Annotated in this window: 13 protein-coding genes and 1 pseudogene; 3 read left to right on the top strand and 11 right to left on the bottom strand. The window is 50.9% G+C overall.

Translation table 11 applies throughout. From position 1 onward, the window contains the following. Positions 1-34: 34 nt before the first annotated feature. The 11 genes from ACN5NT_RS23080 to ACN5NT_RS23030 form a co-directional block, all read right to left on the bottom strand. Positions 35-1,261, bottom strand: coding sequence for an HAD-IIIA family hydrolase (locus ACN5NT_RS23080; protein ID WP_419177040.1), 1,227 nt, complete (start codon positions 1,259-1,261; stop codon positions 35-37). After that, positions 1,261-1,848, bottom strand: a complete 588-nt coding sequence (locus ACN5NT_RS23075) for a D-sedoheptulose-7-phosphate isomerase (protein ID WP_419177039.1) — start codon at positions 1,846-1,848, stop codon at positions 1,261-1,263. The genes ACN5NT_RS23080 and ACN5NT_RS23075 overlap by 1 nt, the downstream gene beginning before the upstream one ends. A gap of 99 nt (positions 1,849-1,947) precedes the next feature. Beyond that, positions 1,948-3,381, bottom strand: a complete 1,434-nt coding sequence (locus tag ACN5NT_RS23070) for a class I SAM-dependent methyltransferase (protein ID WP_419177038.1) — start codon at positions 3,379-3,381, stop codon at positions 1,948-1,950. Next, on the bottom strand, positions 3,381-5,738 hold the full coding sequence (locus tag ACN5NT_RS23065) for a glycosyltransferase (RefSeq protein ID WP_419177037.1): 2,358 nt from the start codon (positions 5,736-5,738) through the stop codon (positions 3,381-3,383). The genes ACN5NT_RS23070 and ACN5NT_RS23065 overlap by 1 nt, the downstream gene beginning before the upstream one ends. 95 nt (positions 5,739-5,833) lie before the next feature. Next, positions 5,834-6,844, bottom strand: a complete 1,011-nt coding sequence (locus ACN5NT_RS23060) for a GDP-mannose 4,6-dehydratase (RefSeq protein ID WP_419177036.1) — start codon at positions 6,842-6,844, stop codon at positions 5,834-5,836. Positions 6,845-6,870: 26 nt separating this feature from the next. Next, a complete protein-coding gene (locus tag ACN5NT_RS23055; protein ID WP_419177035.1) occupies positions 6,871-7,767 on the bottom strand; it encodes a GHMP kinase in 897 nt (298 codons plus the stop codon). A gap of 113 nt (positions 7,768-7,880) precedes the next feature. Further along, complete coding sequence (locus tag ACN5NT_RS23050; protein WP_419177034.1) at positions 7,881-8,528, bottom strand: ABC transporter ATP-binding protein; 648 nt, start codon at positions 8,526-8,528, stop codon at positions 7,881-7,883. Then, entirely contained in the window at positions 8,525-9,406 is an 882-nt protein-coding gene (locus ACN5NT_RS23045) for an ABC transporter permease (protein ID WP_419177033.1), read from the bottom strand. Before ACN5NT_RS23045 ends, ACN5NT_RS23050 begins: the two co-directional genes overlap by 4 nt. After that, positions 9,403-10,665 carry a hypothetical protein gene (locus ACN5NT_RS23040; RefSeq protein WP_419177032.1) on the bottom strand — a complete coding sequence of 421 codons (1,263 nt, stop codon included), beginning with the start codon at positions 10,663-10,665 and terminating at the stop codon, positions 9,403-9,405. Before ACN5NT_RS23040 ends, ACN5NT_RS23045 begins: the two co-directional genes overlap by 4 nt. Positions 10,666-10,805: 140 nt before the next feature. Then, positions 10,806-11,765 carry an NAD-dependent epimerase/dehydratase family protein gene (locus tag ACN5NT_RS23035; protein WP_419177031.1) on the bottom strand — a complete coding sequence of 320 codons (960 nt, stop codon included), beginning with the start codon at positions 11,763-11,765 and terminating at the stop codon, positions 10,806-10,808. 23 nt (positions 11,766-11,788) lie between these two features. Beyond that, a complete protein-coding gene (locus tag ACN5NT_RS23030; RefSeq protein ID WP_419177030.1) occupies positions 11,789-12,763 on the bottom strand; it encodes a GDP-mannose 4,6-dehydratase in 975 nt (324 codons plus the stop codon). 366 nt (positions 12,764-13,129) lie between these two features. On the opposite strand from ACN5NT_RS23030, the pseudogene ACN5NT_RS23025 reads away from it, so the two are divergent. From ACN5NT_RS23025 to ACN5NT_RS23015, 3 genes and pseudogenes are all read left to right on the top strand, one after another. Beyond that, positions 13,130-13,433, top strand: a pseudogene (locus ACN5NT_RS23025) (transposase); the annotation flags it as partial. A gap of 78 nt (positions 13,434-13,511) precedes the next feature. Beyond that, on the top strand, positions 13,512-13,790 hold the full coding sequence (locus ACN5NT_RS23020; RefSeq protein ID WP_419177029.1) for a transposase: 279 nt from the start codon (positions 13,512-13,514) through the stop codon (positions 13,788-13,790). Then, on the top strand, positions 13,787-14,417 hold a 631-nt coding region (locus ACN5NT_RS23015), incomplete at its 3' end, for an IS3 family transposase (RefSeq protein ID WP_419177028.1). The genes ACN5NT_RS23020 and ACN5NT_RS23015, both read left to right, overlap by 4 nt.

Here is a 14,417-nt window from a genome sequence, read left to right as displayed (position 1 = left end):
GAAAATCAAGCGGTAAATGCTAGAATAAAGTGTCTTATCCTTCAATCAGCTGCGCTTCTCTGCCGAAGAGCCTGAGGTCCCCGCCTTTAAAATGGTAGCTCCGAATGCTGGCCGCTGCAGCTGCGTGAAGATCCGTTTCCTTGTCCCCGATGAGAAAGGACCTCTCCCTATCTACCGGATATGCGGAGAGAAGATCCTCAATCATCCCCGGGTTGGGCTTCCTCCGCCGACATTCCAGCCTGTACTCTTTTACACGCGCCTCAGGATGGTGCGGGCAATAGGAAAATTTATCGATGTGAGCGCCAACGAGCTTCAACTCCTCGGTCATCCAGCGATGCAGGGCCATGATTTGCTCTTCTTCATACATACCATGGCCAACTCCCGCTTGGTTGGTCACGACAAAAACGAAGTATCCTTTATCATTCAGATCCTTGACGAAGGCCTTCGCACCGTCGATCCATATCACTTCATCTGGATTATGTGGATAGCCGCTATCCACGATCAAAACGCCATCTCGATCCAGAAAGGCCGCGGGGCGACTTGTCAGTTTCGGAACAAATGTCTGCGCCGCCTCAAGATCCTCAGGGATGCCAATATCGATAAAGGGAGCTGAATAGGCCTTTCCGCTCAACCTCGACATTTTGCAAAGCTTCGGAAAGACTTCGCTCTCCAGGCTGACGAAATCACCTTCAAAGTATTCCAGTACCGACTTTCGCAGACAATAAATTCCGCCGTTGATAAGGCCTTCTTCTGAATTGTTCAGATCGATAAAGCGCTTCACCTTACCTTTAGGAGAGAGGTCTACGCCACCATATCGCCTCCCGCGATATTGGGTCGCCAAAGCAATCTGGCAAATATTCTCGCCTATGTTCAAAGCGAGATCACACAGATTGATCGGGAAAAATGTGTCCCCGTTCATTAAGAAAAACACTTCATCGAGCTGCTCGACGATGTTGGTAAGGGCACCTCCGGTCCCCCGTGACTCCGGTTCGATCACCACCTTAACCAGCGCATCACCGATTATTTTACCGTCATATGCTTCAAAGATCTGCTCCCCTAGATGACCTGCAAGGAGGATGATTTCACCAAGAGGGTACCGACATACTTCCTCCAATAACCAGTCAAGAAACGGTCGTTCGGCAACCGGCACCATGGGTTTAGGTATAGCGCGTGTGACACTTCCAAGGCGGGTGCCTTTGCCGCCAACTAGAACAACTGCCTGACGCGGGCAAAGGGTTTCCTCGCTCGTTGACACCTGCATTATAGCCCCGCCGCTGTCAGCCTACGTTCCAGTTCGGCACAGTAGTGGTGGTAGAGGCAAATATGAACCTGCTGGATCAACGGCGTGCTTGGGGTTGGAGCAGCCAGAAGCACATCGGAATGATTTTTCAATTTTCCTCCACCTTCCCCGGTGAAGCCAATTGTGGTCATTCCTTTCTCCCTAGCCACCTCGAAAGCCCTACAAACATTGGTTGAATTTCCGGACGTTGAAAGACCGATAAGGACCGAGTTACCGTCTGCGTATGCTTCTACCTGCCTAGAAAAAACGGTATCGAAATCATAGTCATTCGACCATGCTGTCAAAACAGAAGAGTTCGATGCAAGACAAATTGCTCGATAGGGGCGCCTCTCAAGCATAAAGCGGCCGACGAGTTCGCCGACAATGTGAGACGCGTCAGCCGCGGAGCCACCATTTCCGCAGACCAGGATATAACCACCGCTACTCAGAGCTGACACCGATGCATCGATAGCTCGGTTCATCTCTTTTTCAAGGTTGGCGGACATTGCATCTTGCAATACCGAGATGGACTTTTTGATCCAATCGCTCAACGATTTCGCTTCATTCATGGGCAAAATCTCCCGGCCACATAGAGAATACAACTCTCAGCCTTATCTGGATAGGAATAAGACTTTGTATAAGAGCCCAAGTACTAGACCCCATATTGATCACCCGAAGATCGAAGCCAGGGTCTTCTGAAGCGGAGTCAACTTTTTGATCTTTATCGCTTCCAGCGTCACGCTTGTACCCGCAGAACATAGAACCTTTAGTTCACAATCCGCCGAGACAGATGAAAGTTTCGCCTTGAAAGTGGCCGTTTTGTTGCCTTTCAATGATGGAAGGTCAATGAAAGTGTTTGCAAGTTCTTTCTGCCCAGCCTGACCAGTTAGTATGACATGTAATTGCCCGGTATTTACACTCTGACCGCTCATGAGGATATCAACCTGATAATACCCGATGGGGAGCTCAACATACGGACCATAAAGTAGCAGTGCCCCTTCGTCAGCATCCTGTATCACAACGCCTTCTGGTGTCTTGGCACCGCCATGGGTAAACAGAAGCTCGTCTGTTGCCGAAAGGAAAATCGGCAAGCTCTTCTTCTCCGCTAACCGTTGAGCCTCACCGTCTTCAGCAGAGGTAGCACCCGCCTGGGGTGTCTTCGATGCAGACAACAATTCAATTGAACTCGTATTGTCTGCATCGATAATCCGCAGCGTGCTCTCAGCCGGTTTTGCCCAATCGGCGGAACCCGAGACGTAATCGTGCGGCTTATAGAGCGCCAAATGGACAGACCCAAACGCATAGCCTTCATGAGAAAGGGCGAGGTTGGGATAGACTTCGCTCTTTTTGAAAGCAGTGGTCTGACGGTCGGCTTTCTCGAGGAAGCCTAATAAGGGCTGGGAAATCTCAAGCGTATCCTCCGACATCGAGTAGTCGATTTCGCCAGTCGGCTTTAATCCGCTCGCCTCGATAATATACTTTTGCAGAAGGGCAGGGCTAAACAGGATCACGAATGGATCCCATCCGATCCCATCGCTCGGGCCGGCCAACTTGTACTCTGTTGCAAGCGTTAGCAAACCACCTTTCTTAAGCACGCGCCCCATTTCAGATGAGCACTCTGCCACATAATTCAGATTGCCGAGATGCTCTATACTACCGGAGCTATAAATCCCGTCGAAACTCTCATCTGGGAACCGAAGGCGCCGCGCATCCATATGCATCGGCAGCAGGCGATCTTCTTCATACGGAAATTTTGAGTAACGCTTTGGATCCAATAGAAAACCAAGTGGAGCGCCGTAGGACCAAACCCCAGCGTTCATGTATATGTCAGTAGCGATGACACGCCCAACCTTCTTAGTAAGGTAATAGGAAGTCACCTCAAGGCCTGCCCCTACCCCAAGGATATCGCTATCACGGATGAGCTTGCCATGATTTTCCATGGCACGAATAGCCATAGCGATCTCCCATCTCTTGGAATCGCCAATGTATTCGTTGTCGTCGTAAGCCTCATTGAACTCAAAAGAGAATATTTCTCTAATGTACTTTAGTAGCTCTTCGTCGTGAAAATCAGATAATTCGCATAGTTTTGATTCTAAGAGCATTAGATACCGTTCCTGTAGATGCCGACTAGCTTATCCATGCCAAGCTTATTCTTGTAACTATCGTATGTTGAGGTGCGAATTGCATCTCTGTTCTCGAAAATCTCTCTAAAGGCGGTGGCAAGACGTTTCTCAAAGCCCTTACCTGAACACTGAACTACCCGCCCGGTTTCGTCGTTGAAGACCGACCATTTCGCCTCTTCTGAGACAATTACAGGCGTGCCCGCCGAGATTGCCTGTACCCCTGGTCCGGTCATCCCTACGTTCGCAGGATAGCGAAGGTTACAAACCACGTCGCAAGCGTAGATAAGGCGGTCGAAATAGGCATCGTCCACCCATCCCCATCTCAATACATGCTCCGACATTTTCTCCTTTTCGAGGAAAGAAGTGATTTCCTTCATGTAGTCGTCGTCCACCGCACTACCGACGAGCACGATCTTGATCGGGTAGGTCTTCGATAGCCCCTTAAGCACCTTGATGGACTCAAGGATCAGCTTGTTCCGCACGATGTTCCCGAACATCCCGACGACAAAATACTTGTCGGAAAGTCCCAGCGACTCGCGAAATGCACTGCGGTTCAAACGACGATACTTCGGGACGAGATCGCGCTTACTGAGCGGCGTAACAACGATATTGTCTGCCTCGACTTTACAATCCTCATCCTCGAGCAGCATGTCTTTGAACAGTTCGTCGTGAACTAGGATCTTCTTGGAGTTCTTGAGAATATATCCGCTCAGCCGGTCATCCAACGTTGAGACCAATGCCTTGGACCAGCGGTCAAGTGCGGTTGAGTTCCCGATCGCGTCCTTGAATTTCTTTTGACGTTCAGGGCTTTCCTCGGGAAGGAATTTCTCATTGAAAAGACGCCGCTTATCCAGAGCGTTACTCAGGAAAAGCATGCCTCGCGCCATGCGCAGGTCATGAAAGACGGATATCCCTTTGCGCTTCTCAAGCAGTTCCCACATGAAGTACTGCCATCCCGCCCCACCCAACTGATAGTAGAGGTTCAGCTCGGGCCAAAGGCGATCAAGGTGCGCCAAAGCACCGGACGTGCAGACAACATAATCGTCATGCAAGGAGACTTCCGGAGCCATATCCGAACGGACCACTACAAATGTGGGCGCGTTCTTGCAAAGATCGCTTGAGATATTATGGGCGTAGTCAACGATCCCACACTTGTCGGGGTAATAAGAGCTTGCCAGGGCATAGGCTGACTTTTTCAGTTCGCCTTCAAAATACCTCCGGGCGCCCCCCATCACATCCGGAAGTCGATTCATGGTCTGCCGCTGCCCTTGGGCATGACGGATACCATCAAGCGACTTTGCCGCAATAGAAGGGTCTTCCTGCAGGTTCGCGACAATCTTTACGATGTCTGCGGCAAATCGTTCTGGATCGTTTGCATCTGTGTAATAGCCATGCCCTGCGCCGACTTCTCGGAAAATAGGTGTCTCATTCGCAAGGACCGGCGTGCCGACCGAAAGCGCCTCTACTACCGGATAGCCAAAGCCTTCATAGTTTGAGGGCTGAATGCAAAGACAGGCTTTTTCATAGAGATCGGCAAGCTTTTCTTCCGTCACATCACAAACAAGCTTGATCCCTTCAGGGACATCGATATCGTTCTCAAACTGCTCCTTAAAGGTATGGTTTGCGAGAACAATAAGAAGCCGGAATGTCGACGGGAGCTTTGGGTGCGCAAGCCGCCACGCAGCGCAGAGTGAGGCCAGATTCTTCGAATGGTGATAGCTCGAGACACATAATGCGTAACCCCCAGGCGACGCTGGACCGACGCGCTCCGTCACCGCTCCATTCTTCAGCTGTCTGGTACCACTTTCGTAGAAGAGCTTACCAAGATTGGGATAGATCGTTGTAATCCGATTGGCATCGAATCCCCAAAGCGCGAGAAAATCGCGCTTTGTCTGGTCCGAAATAGAAACCAGATGACTGTATTTCTTCAGCGAAAGAACATGTGCTTCATACTGACGCCGGACGAAGTCATCCCGCAGGTACTTTGCCTGATAGATATATGGGATAACATCGTACAGGATTCCGATGCTCGAGATCGTATGAAACTGCGAGAACGCTTCCCCAATGAAAGGGGTCATGTTCCAGAATTCCGTCACCCCCAAACGGTCGAGTTCATCATAAAACTCAAGCGTCTTTCGCTCCCGCTCAGCAAACGCGGTTTTGGCGTCTGTGAGCGGTTCCAACGCAAAATCTGCAACATTGACAGGCTTGAGGTTCTTGAGATCCGCAAAGATTGGATCATCCTCGAGGCGCTTCGTCTGCGCCCGATCAAACTTACCTGGATATATGAGCGCTAGGTGTCTCTCGTCCGGTGCCTCATTGCATATATTGTACAATAGCTCGCGGGTTACGCGCCCCATACCGCGCTCCGAGGCCATCGTCGAGAATACCCTGAGATCAAACGCCCGCATCAGAACCGCCTTCTAGCTTGTTAGCGCACAAGAAAACCGGCGTCTTGACGGACACGGTCACGCCAGTATTCCAGAAGATCCTGCATGGTGGTCTCGAATGGGATCTCAGGCTTCCATCCAGTCACATCTTCAAACTTTTTAGTGTTCGGGACTTGCAGGTCAGCATCAATCGGCCGCAACCGTGCGGGGTCCATTTCGACAGTAATATCCTTGCGAGTCGACATGGACAGCAAGGTGTCCAACATCTCGCGGACTGTGCAGCTGAACTGCCCACCGATATTATAGTAGGCGCCGGCGACCGGATTCCTCGTGACCAGCATGAAGTAGGCACGCACCGCGTCGCGGACGTCAGCCCAGGTTCGCATGGACTCAAGATTACCAGTCTTCACGACCGGATCGATCGCGCCAGCTTCGATAAGCGCAATCTGCTTGGCAAAGGTAGACTCGGCAAATACATCACCGCGTCGCGGCCCGGTGTGCGTAAACATCCGGGTAGACATGACCATCATGTCATACGCTTCACCGTAATAGCGCGCCACCAGGTCCGTACCGACCTTTGAGATTGCATAAGGCGAAGCAGGATGGAATGTGCACTCCTCATCGATAGGCAACTTCTCCTTTGGCACACGCCCGAAAACTTCGGAGGATGCGCAAACATGCACAACGGCGTCCGGACAGTACTCTCGGATAGCATTCAGCACCCGTTCCGTGCCCTGAATATTGGTGTCCATGGTATCAATGGGTGAGGTGAAGCTGGTCTTTGGGTAACTTTGTGCCGCCAGATGAAAAACGTAATCAGGACGTACAGTTTTGAACACGTCGTTTATTGAAAGTGTATCGCGAAGGTCACCGTAATGAAGTGATACACGGTCACCGCGATTGATGCGCTCGACCAAGTGCCGAATATTGTCGAGTGGGCTACGCCAACGGCAAAGCCCGTGGATCTCCCAGTTTGTATTTGCCAGCAGGAAGTCCGAAAGATGGGAACCGACCATCCCCGTGATGCCGGTAATGAGCGCACGCTGTGCCATATGAAATTTCCCTACCTTTAGAACACTCAGAACCTAGTCGAAATTCTGGAGCCTTCCTCATCGACATTCACCCGGTACACGTTTTCCGGGCCAAACGTCTCCTGGAACAGTGGCAACCGATCCGGGCTCGCCAGAACCATCATGAACCCGCCCCCGCCGGCACCACATAGCTTGGCACCATAAGCACCCAATTCAGCTGTCTTTTCAAACATCTCATCAATTCTAGGTGTGGAAATCGATGAAGAGATAGATCTCTTGGTACGCCAAGCTTCGTTGAGCATAGCCCCCAGCTCAATCAGCATGGTTTCAGCATCTTCCATCTGAAACACACTCATTCCCTGGTCGACCAACGAATTCAAATGCGATAGCTCTTTAACGATCTTTTTTTCTTTGGTCTTTGTAATCTGCTCAGTTAAAACATTCGAAGCATGGCGAGACTTCCCAGTATAAATCAAGTAAATAGACTTGTTCAGCTCGCCGTACACAGACTGGTTTATACTGACCGGCGTAACGGAGTAGCTGTCCTGAAAGAATGAATAGCGTGACAGCCCCCCCATGGCCGCATGCAGCTGATCCTGCACCCCGCCATGCTCCTGCAATAACTCGCGCTCTGTGAAGATTGCCTGTTTGGCCAGATTGAACCGGCTGATCTCAGTCCCCTTCAAGGCCTTGATCAGCTTTATAAATCCAACAGTAAACGCTGAAGAACTGCCAAGTCCCGTGCCTCCGGGTACATCGGACAGAATAGCTATATTCAACGGGTCCGTGTAATTCTCATCGCGTAGGACCTCACGAATAACCGGATGTCGAATGGTTTCAATTGAGGAACTGTTCTCAACTTCTCGATAGGTGATACGATATGTCTGATCGGCGAAACCGACCATGGGGAGCGCGGCAACATAGACATACAAGTTAATTGCCATGCCTAGGACCGACCCTTGAAAGTCTTGAAAATACTCTGGGTAGTCTGTCCCCCCCCCAAAGAAACTAATCCGCAAAGGGGTCTTAGAAAGGATCAACATATTACCCTTCTCGGCTATAGGTTCGCATAAATCTCCAAGGCGGTCGGTACGTCATAGAAAACCTTCGATTTACCCCGGTGAAGCACCATCGCTCCGTTACAGTACTCGTTTAGAATCCCGGGATCGTGGGAGACAAGCAAAAGAGCACGATCTGCACGCTTTTCAAAAATTTCGTACTGGCATTTGCGGTGAAATCGCTGATCTCCAACAAAAATTACCTCATCGATTAAATAACAATCGAAGTCGATCGCGAGTGACAAGCCGAACGCAAGGCGAGCGCGCATACCTGATGAGTAAGTTTTGACTGGTTCCTTCAAATAATCTCCCAGTTCGGAGAAGTATTCTACGTAGTCATAGACTTCTAAATAGGGTTTGTCGTAGATCTTCGATATAAACTTCATATTGTCGATGCCGGTCAGGGTGCCTTGAAACCCCCCTTGAAGCCCAATTGGCCAAGACAAAGACATGTCTCTTTGAATGTACCCGCTGGTGGGAAGTTCTATACCACCGAGGAGCCGTACGAGTGTTGACTTGCCTGCCCCGTTTCGACCTAGTACAGCAAGTCTTTCCCCTCTGTGTACTTCAAAATTAACATTATCCAAGACCCGATGTTTTCCGCCATCAGACTTATACTCCTTGACGAGATTGACAGCTCTTATCATCCGATCTCAACGTATGCTCGCGCATCCTTCAGAAAATACAATCCAAGGACCATAGTCGCCGTTGCGAAGTAAAGCGCAGATGGAAGGTAATAATACACAGGAATTGAAGGTCCAAAGTAACCACCTCGAATTATTTCTACAGCAGTGACCATAGGTACGTATACAATCAGTTCTCGGGCTTCGCTAGGTAACCAGTAGACCATGAAAAAGGTTCCCGACAAGGGAACTTGGATATATGAGATTGGCCCCCAGATTTTGTGAACCACCTCAGACCGCTCACTAAGAGCGCCAATCAAAATCGCTATACTGGCTGAGATATAGGCATACAGAAGGAAACCACCGACGACCATGCCTATATCATGAGGGGCGGGGATGATGTCCCAGATGAAAAAGAAGAAACACGTTATCGTGAACGCAGCGAATGTTCCGACGATCTCCACCGTCAGTCGTGCAAAGTACATTGAGAAAATTGTGATCTGCCGATGGTAAAGTAGATCAGCGTTCGCTTGCATGCACCTTATCGTATACATCATACAATGGCGATACATAAGGAGTGGCATGTATCCTGTCAGCAAGAAGATCACCAAAGAAATTTCAAGGTGCGAGCTGTGACCAACGGCTTGGGTCCATAGCAAGATGATGGCGGTGCAGAACATAATCGGTTCAACCACGAGCCATGCGAAACCAATGTTGTCACGACCAAAACGGGTATAGATTTCGCGTACGATCAGCGCCCCAATGATCCGTGTTTGCTGAACACAAAACTCCCAAAATCCATCCGCATCATCTGGCGCCACGATTTTCTCAGGTGCGTTCGGAGAGCGAGCACGCGCCCGGTCCCTTTCCGGTTTCTGCTGAATGGTGATTTCGTCACTCACTTGCGATGTTCCCGAGCATTGACATACAGCAACCAGGCAATTGCATAGAGTAGAAAACTTGTGACCGATACGGTCACAATTGCTAAAAAGCGTTTTGGTTGCCGTGCTTTATCGGGCGTATTCGGGGCAACGATAGTCTCCAAATACAGCTGCTTACGCGACGCTTCAGCCCGAGCCTGCTCCAACCCGGTCTGAGCAACGAGAAGCGCTTTTGAGGCAAACTCTCGCTCCAGCATGAGTTTCTCAAAAGAGCCGTAAGATGATGACAATGAATCATCGGAACCTACGAGCTTTGAACGTTCCCTCATGATCTGATGCGAAAGCGTCTCAGTCTTTTTCTCCAGGACATTGATCTGAGGATTTTCTGGAGTTGCCTGACGTAGGTAACTCAACTCGGCTTCCGCCACAGATAGTTCCCCGGTCAACTCACCGATCAGAGTCATCAACGCGGTCGTATCGGCCTCAGGGCTAACCAACCCCTTTTGCAGTCGGTAGCGAGCAAACTCTACCTGATTGTCCTTCAATCGTTGCTCAGCACGAGAAACCTCGCGTCGCGCCAACGACAGCGCGTCGCTTTCAGCGCGCTTATTCATTTCATTAACCAGATCTTCGCCAAGAGACAGCAAAGTCTTGGCGATCAGCTTTGCATCCTCAGGCCGGAAAGCTTCAACTGTCAGGTCGACTATGCCAGTAGAGAGATCGCGGGAGGCAACCACCCGGTTCTCGTAATAGTCGAAAAGATCTTCGAAACTTTCCTCGCCAAATCCCGGATACCGCGAAAAATAGTCTGCATCTTCGAGGCCCATCAGCTTGCTGTAATTAACAGTTTCTTCAAGACCACGAAGAGCATCACGCGATATCATAAAGTCGACAACCACATAGCTATCATCTTGCTGTCCGCTACTTAGGCCGGAAGACTGGAGGATTGCGCCAAGTGCTGAAATAGAGTTCTGCTCAGCATTCCGTATGATGAACTTGGCATGGGACACATATCGATCGGACGCAATGAGCCCAAAATAAACAGATGCAAGAAAGGTCGGAAGACCAACAAACAGAAGCAGGGTGCCCAAACCACCGAAGCGGAAAAATGTCTTAATCTTGGAAAGTGTATCCACTCGGTCAACCGACGCGGAAATTCCGTTATTTCCATTTTTCTGGGCGACATCGAAAATATCTTCTGCTGCACGAAGCCCCCCCCCTTCGCCCGCAAGAGCATACGCCTGCAGTGTACCATCTTCTACATTCGTCTTCTGGTTCATTCCCAACAAACCTTCTTGGGTGAGGCTTCCCCGGCGTTTGGACTATAGGCCGAGAACGATGCAACATCCACCATCTCTGCCTCCCCTGTGTCCGCTATAGGAACGACATGAGCTGTCCGGAAAACCCACGTTTCAGCAGGTCAGTTCGATTTATGAACCTCTCGCCAGTGGTCAAGCATCGTTTTGAGCGTATCTTCGAAATCGACCTTTGGTTTCCACCCAAACGTCTCTGACACAAGGGCAATATCGGAACAGACCCTTGGTACGGCATTGCTTCTGTAGCGTTCCGGGTCCACCTCGACCTGAATCTCAATAGAACTCATGGATATGAGAGCATCTAGGATATCGCGGAGGCTACGGCTAAAGCCACTTCCTACGTTGTAGACTGCAAATCGCTTCGGCAAGCTAGGCATCATGATAAGTTGGACATAGAGGTCCAGCACATCCTCGACATCCAAAAAATCCCTGTAAACGTCAATATTCCCGACGCGCACAGTCGGTTCTTGTTTGCCCTGCTCAATTGCTGCGATTTGGGACACGAAGGCTGGAACGACGAATTTCGACTCCTGCCCAAGTCCGGTATGATTGAACAGTCTCAGAGCGACGCCAGACATCGAAGCTGGCATCGACGACTGTAGCATAAATTCGACAGCCAATTTCGATCGTGCATAAACATTGTCTGGAGCGACAGGAGACAACTCGTCCTTCGGCATTCCATCAACAAAACTGCTACCGTAAACTTCTGCGGATGAAGGAAAAATAATCCTGGAGGTCGGAACGTGCTTCGCCATTGCCGCCAAGACGCTTCGAGTTCCCTCGAAATTTGTTTCCCAAACGCCTTTTTCCGCTTCTGGAGCAGCCACAGTTGTTGAAATTGCTGCGAGGTGAAGAACGCAATCAGGACGCGTCGAAGAAATCGCCTCGTCTATAGATCCAGGGTCTAAGAGGTCTAGTGCGACGGTATTAGCGTCCATCGACCGGGCAGATCCAGAACGAATAGCTTTAACAACCCTGCACCGGAAGCTTGTTTGCTCCTCCAACCTAGCACATAGCCGAGAGCCTACGAAACCTTCCGACCCTGTAACCAACACAATCGCCATTTTCTTAACTCCTTACGGGAGATTCATTTCCTATGGCGCGCGAGGTCAGCGTCAACCATCTCGACAATCATGTCTTCCAAGCCGGTTTCCGCCTCCCATCCCAGAACAGCTTTTGCCTTTGATGGGTCTCCCAGAAGAATATCCACTTCCGCAGGTCTTAAGAATTCAGGATTGATTCGGATGTGCTCTTCCGGATCGAGTCCAACATGACGGAAAGCGATTTCGATCATCTGTCGAACTGTCGTGGTTCGTCCTGTCGCAATTACATAATCATCTGGCTCATCCATTTGAAGCATGAGCCACATTGCCCTCACATAATCTCTAGCGTGGCCCCAATCCCTCTTAGCATCAACATTCCCCATCTCAAGATGGGTTGCCTTTCCCAATGCAATCCGAGCTGCACCATCGGTCACCTTGCGGGTAACAAACTCTAGACCACGTAGCGGAGATTCGTGATTGAACAGGATGCCGCTGCACGCGAAGAACTTATAACTCTCACGATAGTTGATCGTGAGCCAATGCCCGTAGAGCTTTGCCACCGCGTACGGTGAGCGTGGGTAGAAGGGCGTTTTCTCCGACTGCACAGGGTGCTGCACAAGGCCATACATCTCCGAGGACGATGCTTGATAAAAACGAGCTTCGGGGTTTTCGAGACGGGCAGCTTCGAGGACGTTGGCAACCCCTATTGCCGTAACATTGCCAGTAAGGATTGGCTGCTGCCATGACGACTTCACGAAAGACTGCGCACCCAAATTGTAGACTTCGTCAGGCTTCGTCGCACGGACCGCTCTCATGAGCGAGGAAAGATCTGTTAGGTTGCCGTCGATAAACTCAATATCGCGCTCAATCCCCAACCAGCGGAGCCGGTGATCGTTGACCCCCTCGTGGCTGGAACGACGCACAAGCCCGCAAACTCGATACCCCTTTTCAAGTAGAAACTGAGAAAGATAGGCACCGTCTTGACCTGTGACGCCCGTAATCAATGCAGTCCTAGCCATACGGCAAAACTCTTCCATTATTGGTTTGTGACAATACACCCCTCAAATGAAACATCATTAACGATGCGCCAGTGCAGGATGTGACTTCCGAGCGATCAAGACAAAGATCGAATAGCTCTAGGTACGCAGTTTCCCAAACATAGACAGGATTAACAATGTTCTATATTGGGACGATTCGTCCGCCGAGACGTCAGACTTATAGCCAACAGCAGACGGTCGCTGCAAGGCTGGCTGCGGATAGGGAGTTTGGGTCGCATCCCTTCTCTGCTCTGATCCCCGAAAATTGGATCTGGGCTTGCCCCTTAGAACTGGTCCGATTTGAGTGCGAATTTTTGGGTACATTTCTGATGATGGAGGAATGTTCAGATGCCGAAGAAACGATTCTCAGATGAGCAGATTGCCTTTGCGCTGAGGCACGCGGAAGCCGGAACAACGATCGGCGAGATTTGCCGTAAGATGGGGATAGCCGAAGCCACGTTCTATCGCTGAAAGAAGGTCTTTGCGGGGATGGGGGTGTCGGAGATCAGGCGATTGAAACAGCTTGAAGACGAGAACGGCAAGCTGAAGCGGTTGGTCGCTGATCTGACGCTGGACAAGACGATGCTTCAGGATGCCCTGAGAAAAAATAGTGAAGTCTGTCCGGCGCCGCGAAGTTGTCCGGCATTATCAGGATGTGTTTGAGTGAAGTGGTCCCGGAAATCCGGACAGGTTGCTAAGGTGTATCCCATTGATTTGAAGGGATACGAGAATGGCGAAACGCCGGAATTTTTCGGACTCATTTAAAGCGAAGGTCGCGCTTGAGGCTTTGCGCGGTGACAAGACGATCCAGGAGATCGCAGCCAAGTATCAGGTACACCCGAACCAGGTGAGCACGTGGAAACGTCAGGCTGTCGAAGGCATGGCGGATGTGTTTTCTCGTGGCGGCAAATCCGAGGGACCGACGGAAGCGGAGGTGAAGGACCTGCACGCCAAGATCGGGAGGCTGACCGTTGAGAACGATTTTTTAGCGCAAGGGCTCAAGAAGTGAGCCCGGCTAAGAAGAAGGCGATGATCCGCCGGGACCATCCGGACCTGAGCGTCAGCCAGCAGTGCAAATTGGTGAAGCTGAGCCGGTCGGCATTTTATTATCTGCCTGTCGGGATCAGCGCGGCAACGCTGGAGTTGATGAAGGCCATCGACCGGGTCTTCACCAAGTATCCGTTCTTCGGAAGCCGGCAGATTGCTGCTTACCTGCGCCGGGACGGGGTTTTCGCCGGTCGCCACCGGGTTCGCCGTCTGATGGCGAAGATGGGGCTGGAGGCAATCTACAAACGGCCGAGAACAAGTCAGCCGCATCCGCAGCACAAGGTCTATCCCTATCTGCTGCGGGGCATGACGATCAACAGACCCAGCCAGGTCTGGTGTTCGGACATCACGTTCATTCCCGTGAAGCACGGTTTTCTGTATCTGGTCGCGATCATGGACTGGGCGACACGGAAAGTGCTGAGCTGGCGGCTGTCGAACACGATGCACGCTGACTTCTGCATCGAGGCGTTGAAAGAGGCCATCGCCCGGTTCGGACCGCCCGAGATAATGAATACGGATCAGGGATCACAGTTCACCGGATCGGCTTGGATAACCACGCTGACCGAGGCCGGGGTACGTATCTCGATGG

Source organism: Desulfosediminicola sp. (assembly GCF_048381775.1).
Classification (GTDB): Bacteria; Desulfobacterota; Desulfobulbia; order Desulfobulbales; family Desulfocapsaceae; genus Desulfopila; species Desulfopila ganghwensis.
The sequence above is the reverse complement of the archived record's forward strand: the minus strand, read 5'-3'. Positions and strand labels throughout refer to the sequence as shown.

What these genes read in the sequence shown, in the direction of transcription:
- ACN5NT_RS23055 (WP_419177035.1), bottom strand. Translation starts at nt 7,767, where the DNA reads ATGGCAATTAACTTGTATGTCTATGTTGCCGCGCTCCCCATGGTCGGT.
- ACN5NT_RS23040 (WP_419177032.1), bottom strand. Translation starts at nt 10,665, where the DNA reads ATGAACCAGAAGACGAATGTAGAAGATGGTACACTGCAGGCGTATGCT.
- ACN5NT_RS23070 (WP_419177038.1), bottom strand. Translation starts at nt 3,381, where the DNA reads ATGCTCTTAGAATCAAAACTATGCGAATTATCTGATTTTCACGACGAA.
- ACN5NT_RS23080 (WP_419177040.1), bottom strand. Translation starts at nt 1,261, where the DNA reads ATGCAGGTGTCAACGAGCGAGGAAACCCTTTGCCCGCGTCAGGCAGTT.
- ACN5NT_RS23035 (WP_419177031.1), bottom strand. Translation starts at nt 11,765, where the DNA reads ATGGCGATTGTGTTGGTTACAGGGTCGGAAGGTTTCGTAGGCTCTCGG.
- ACN5NT_RS23050 (WP_419177034.1), bottom strand. Translation starts at nt 8,528, where the DNA reads ATGATAAGAGCTGTCAATCTCGTCAAGGAGTATAAGTCTGATGGCGGA.
- ACN5NT_RS23030 (WP_419177030.1), bottom strand. Translation starts at nt 12,763, where the DNA reads ATGGCTAGGACTGCATTGATTACGGGCGTCACAGGTCAAGACGGTGCC.
- ACN5NT_RS23020 (WP_419177029.1), top strand. Translation starts at nt 13,512, where the DNA reads ATGGCGAAACGCCGGAATTTTTCGGACTCATTTAAAGCGAAGGTCGCG.
- ACN5NT_RS23060 (WP_419177036.1), bottom strand. Translation starts at nt 6,844, where the DNA reads ATGGCACAGCGTGCGCTCATTACCGGCATCACGGGGATGGTCGGTTCC.
- ACN5NT_RS23075 (WP_419177039.1), bottom strand. Translation starts at nt 1,848, where the DNA reads ATGAATGAAGCGAAATCGTTGAGCGATTGGATCAAAAAGTCCATCTCG.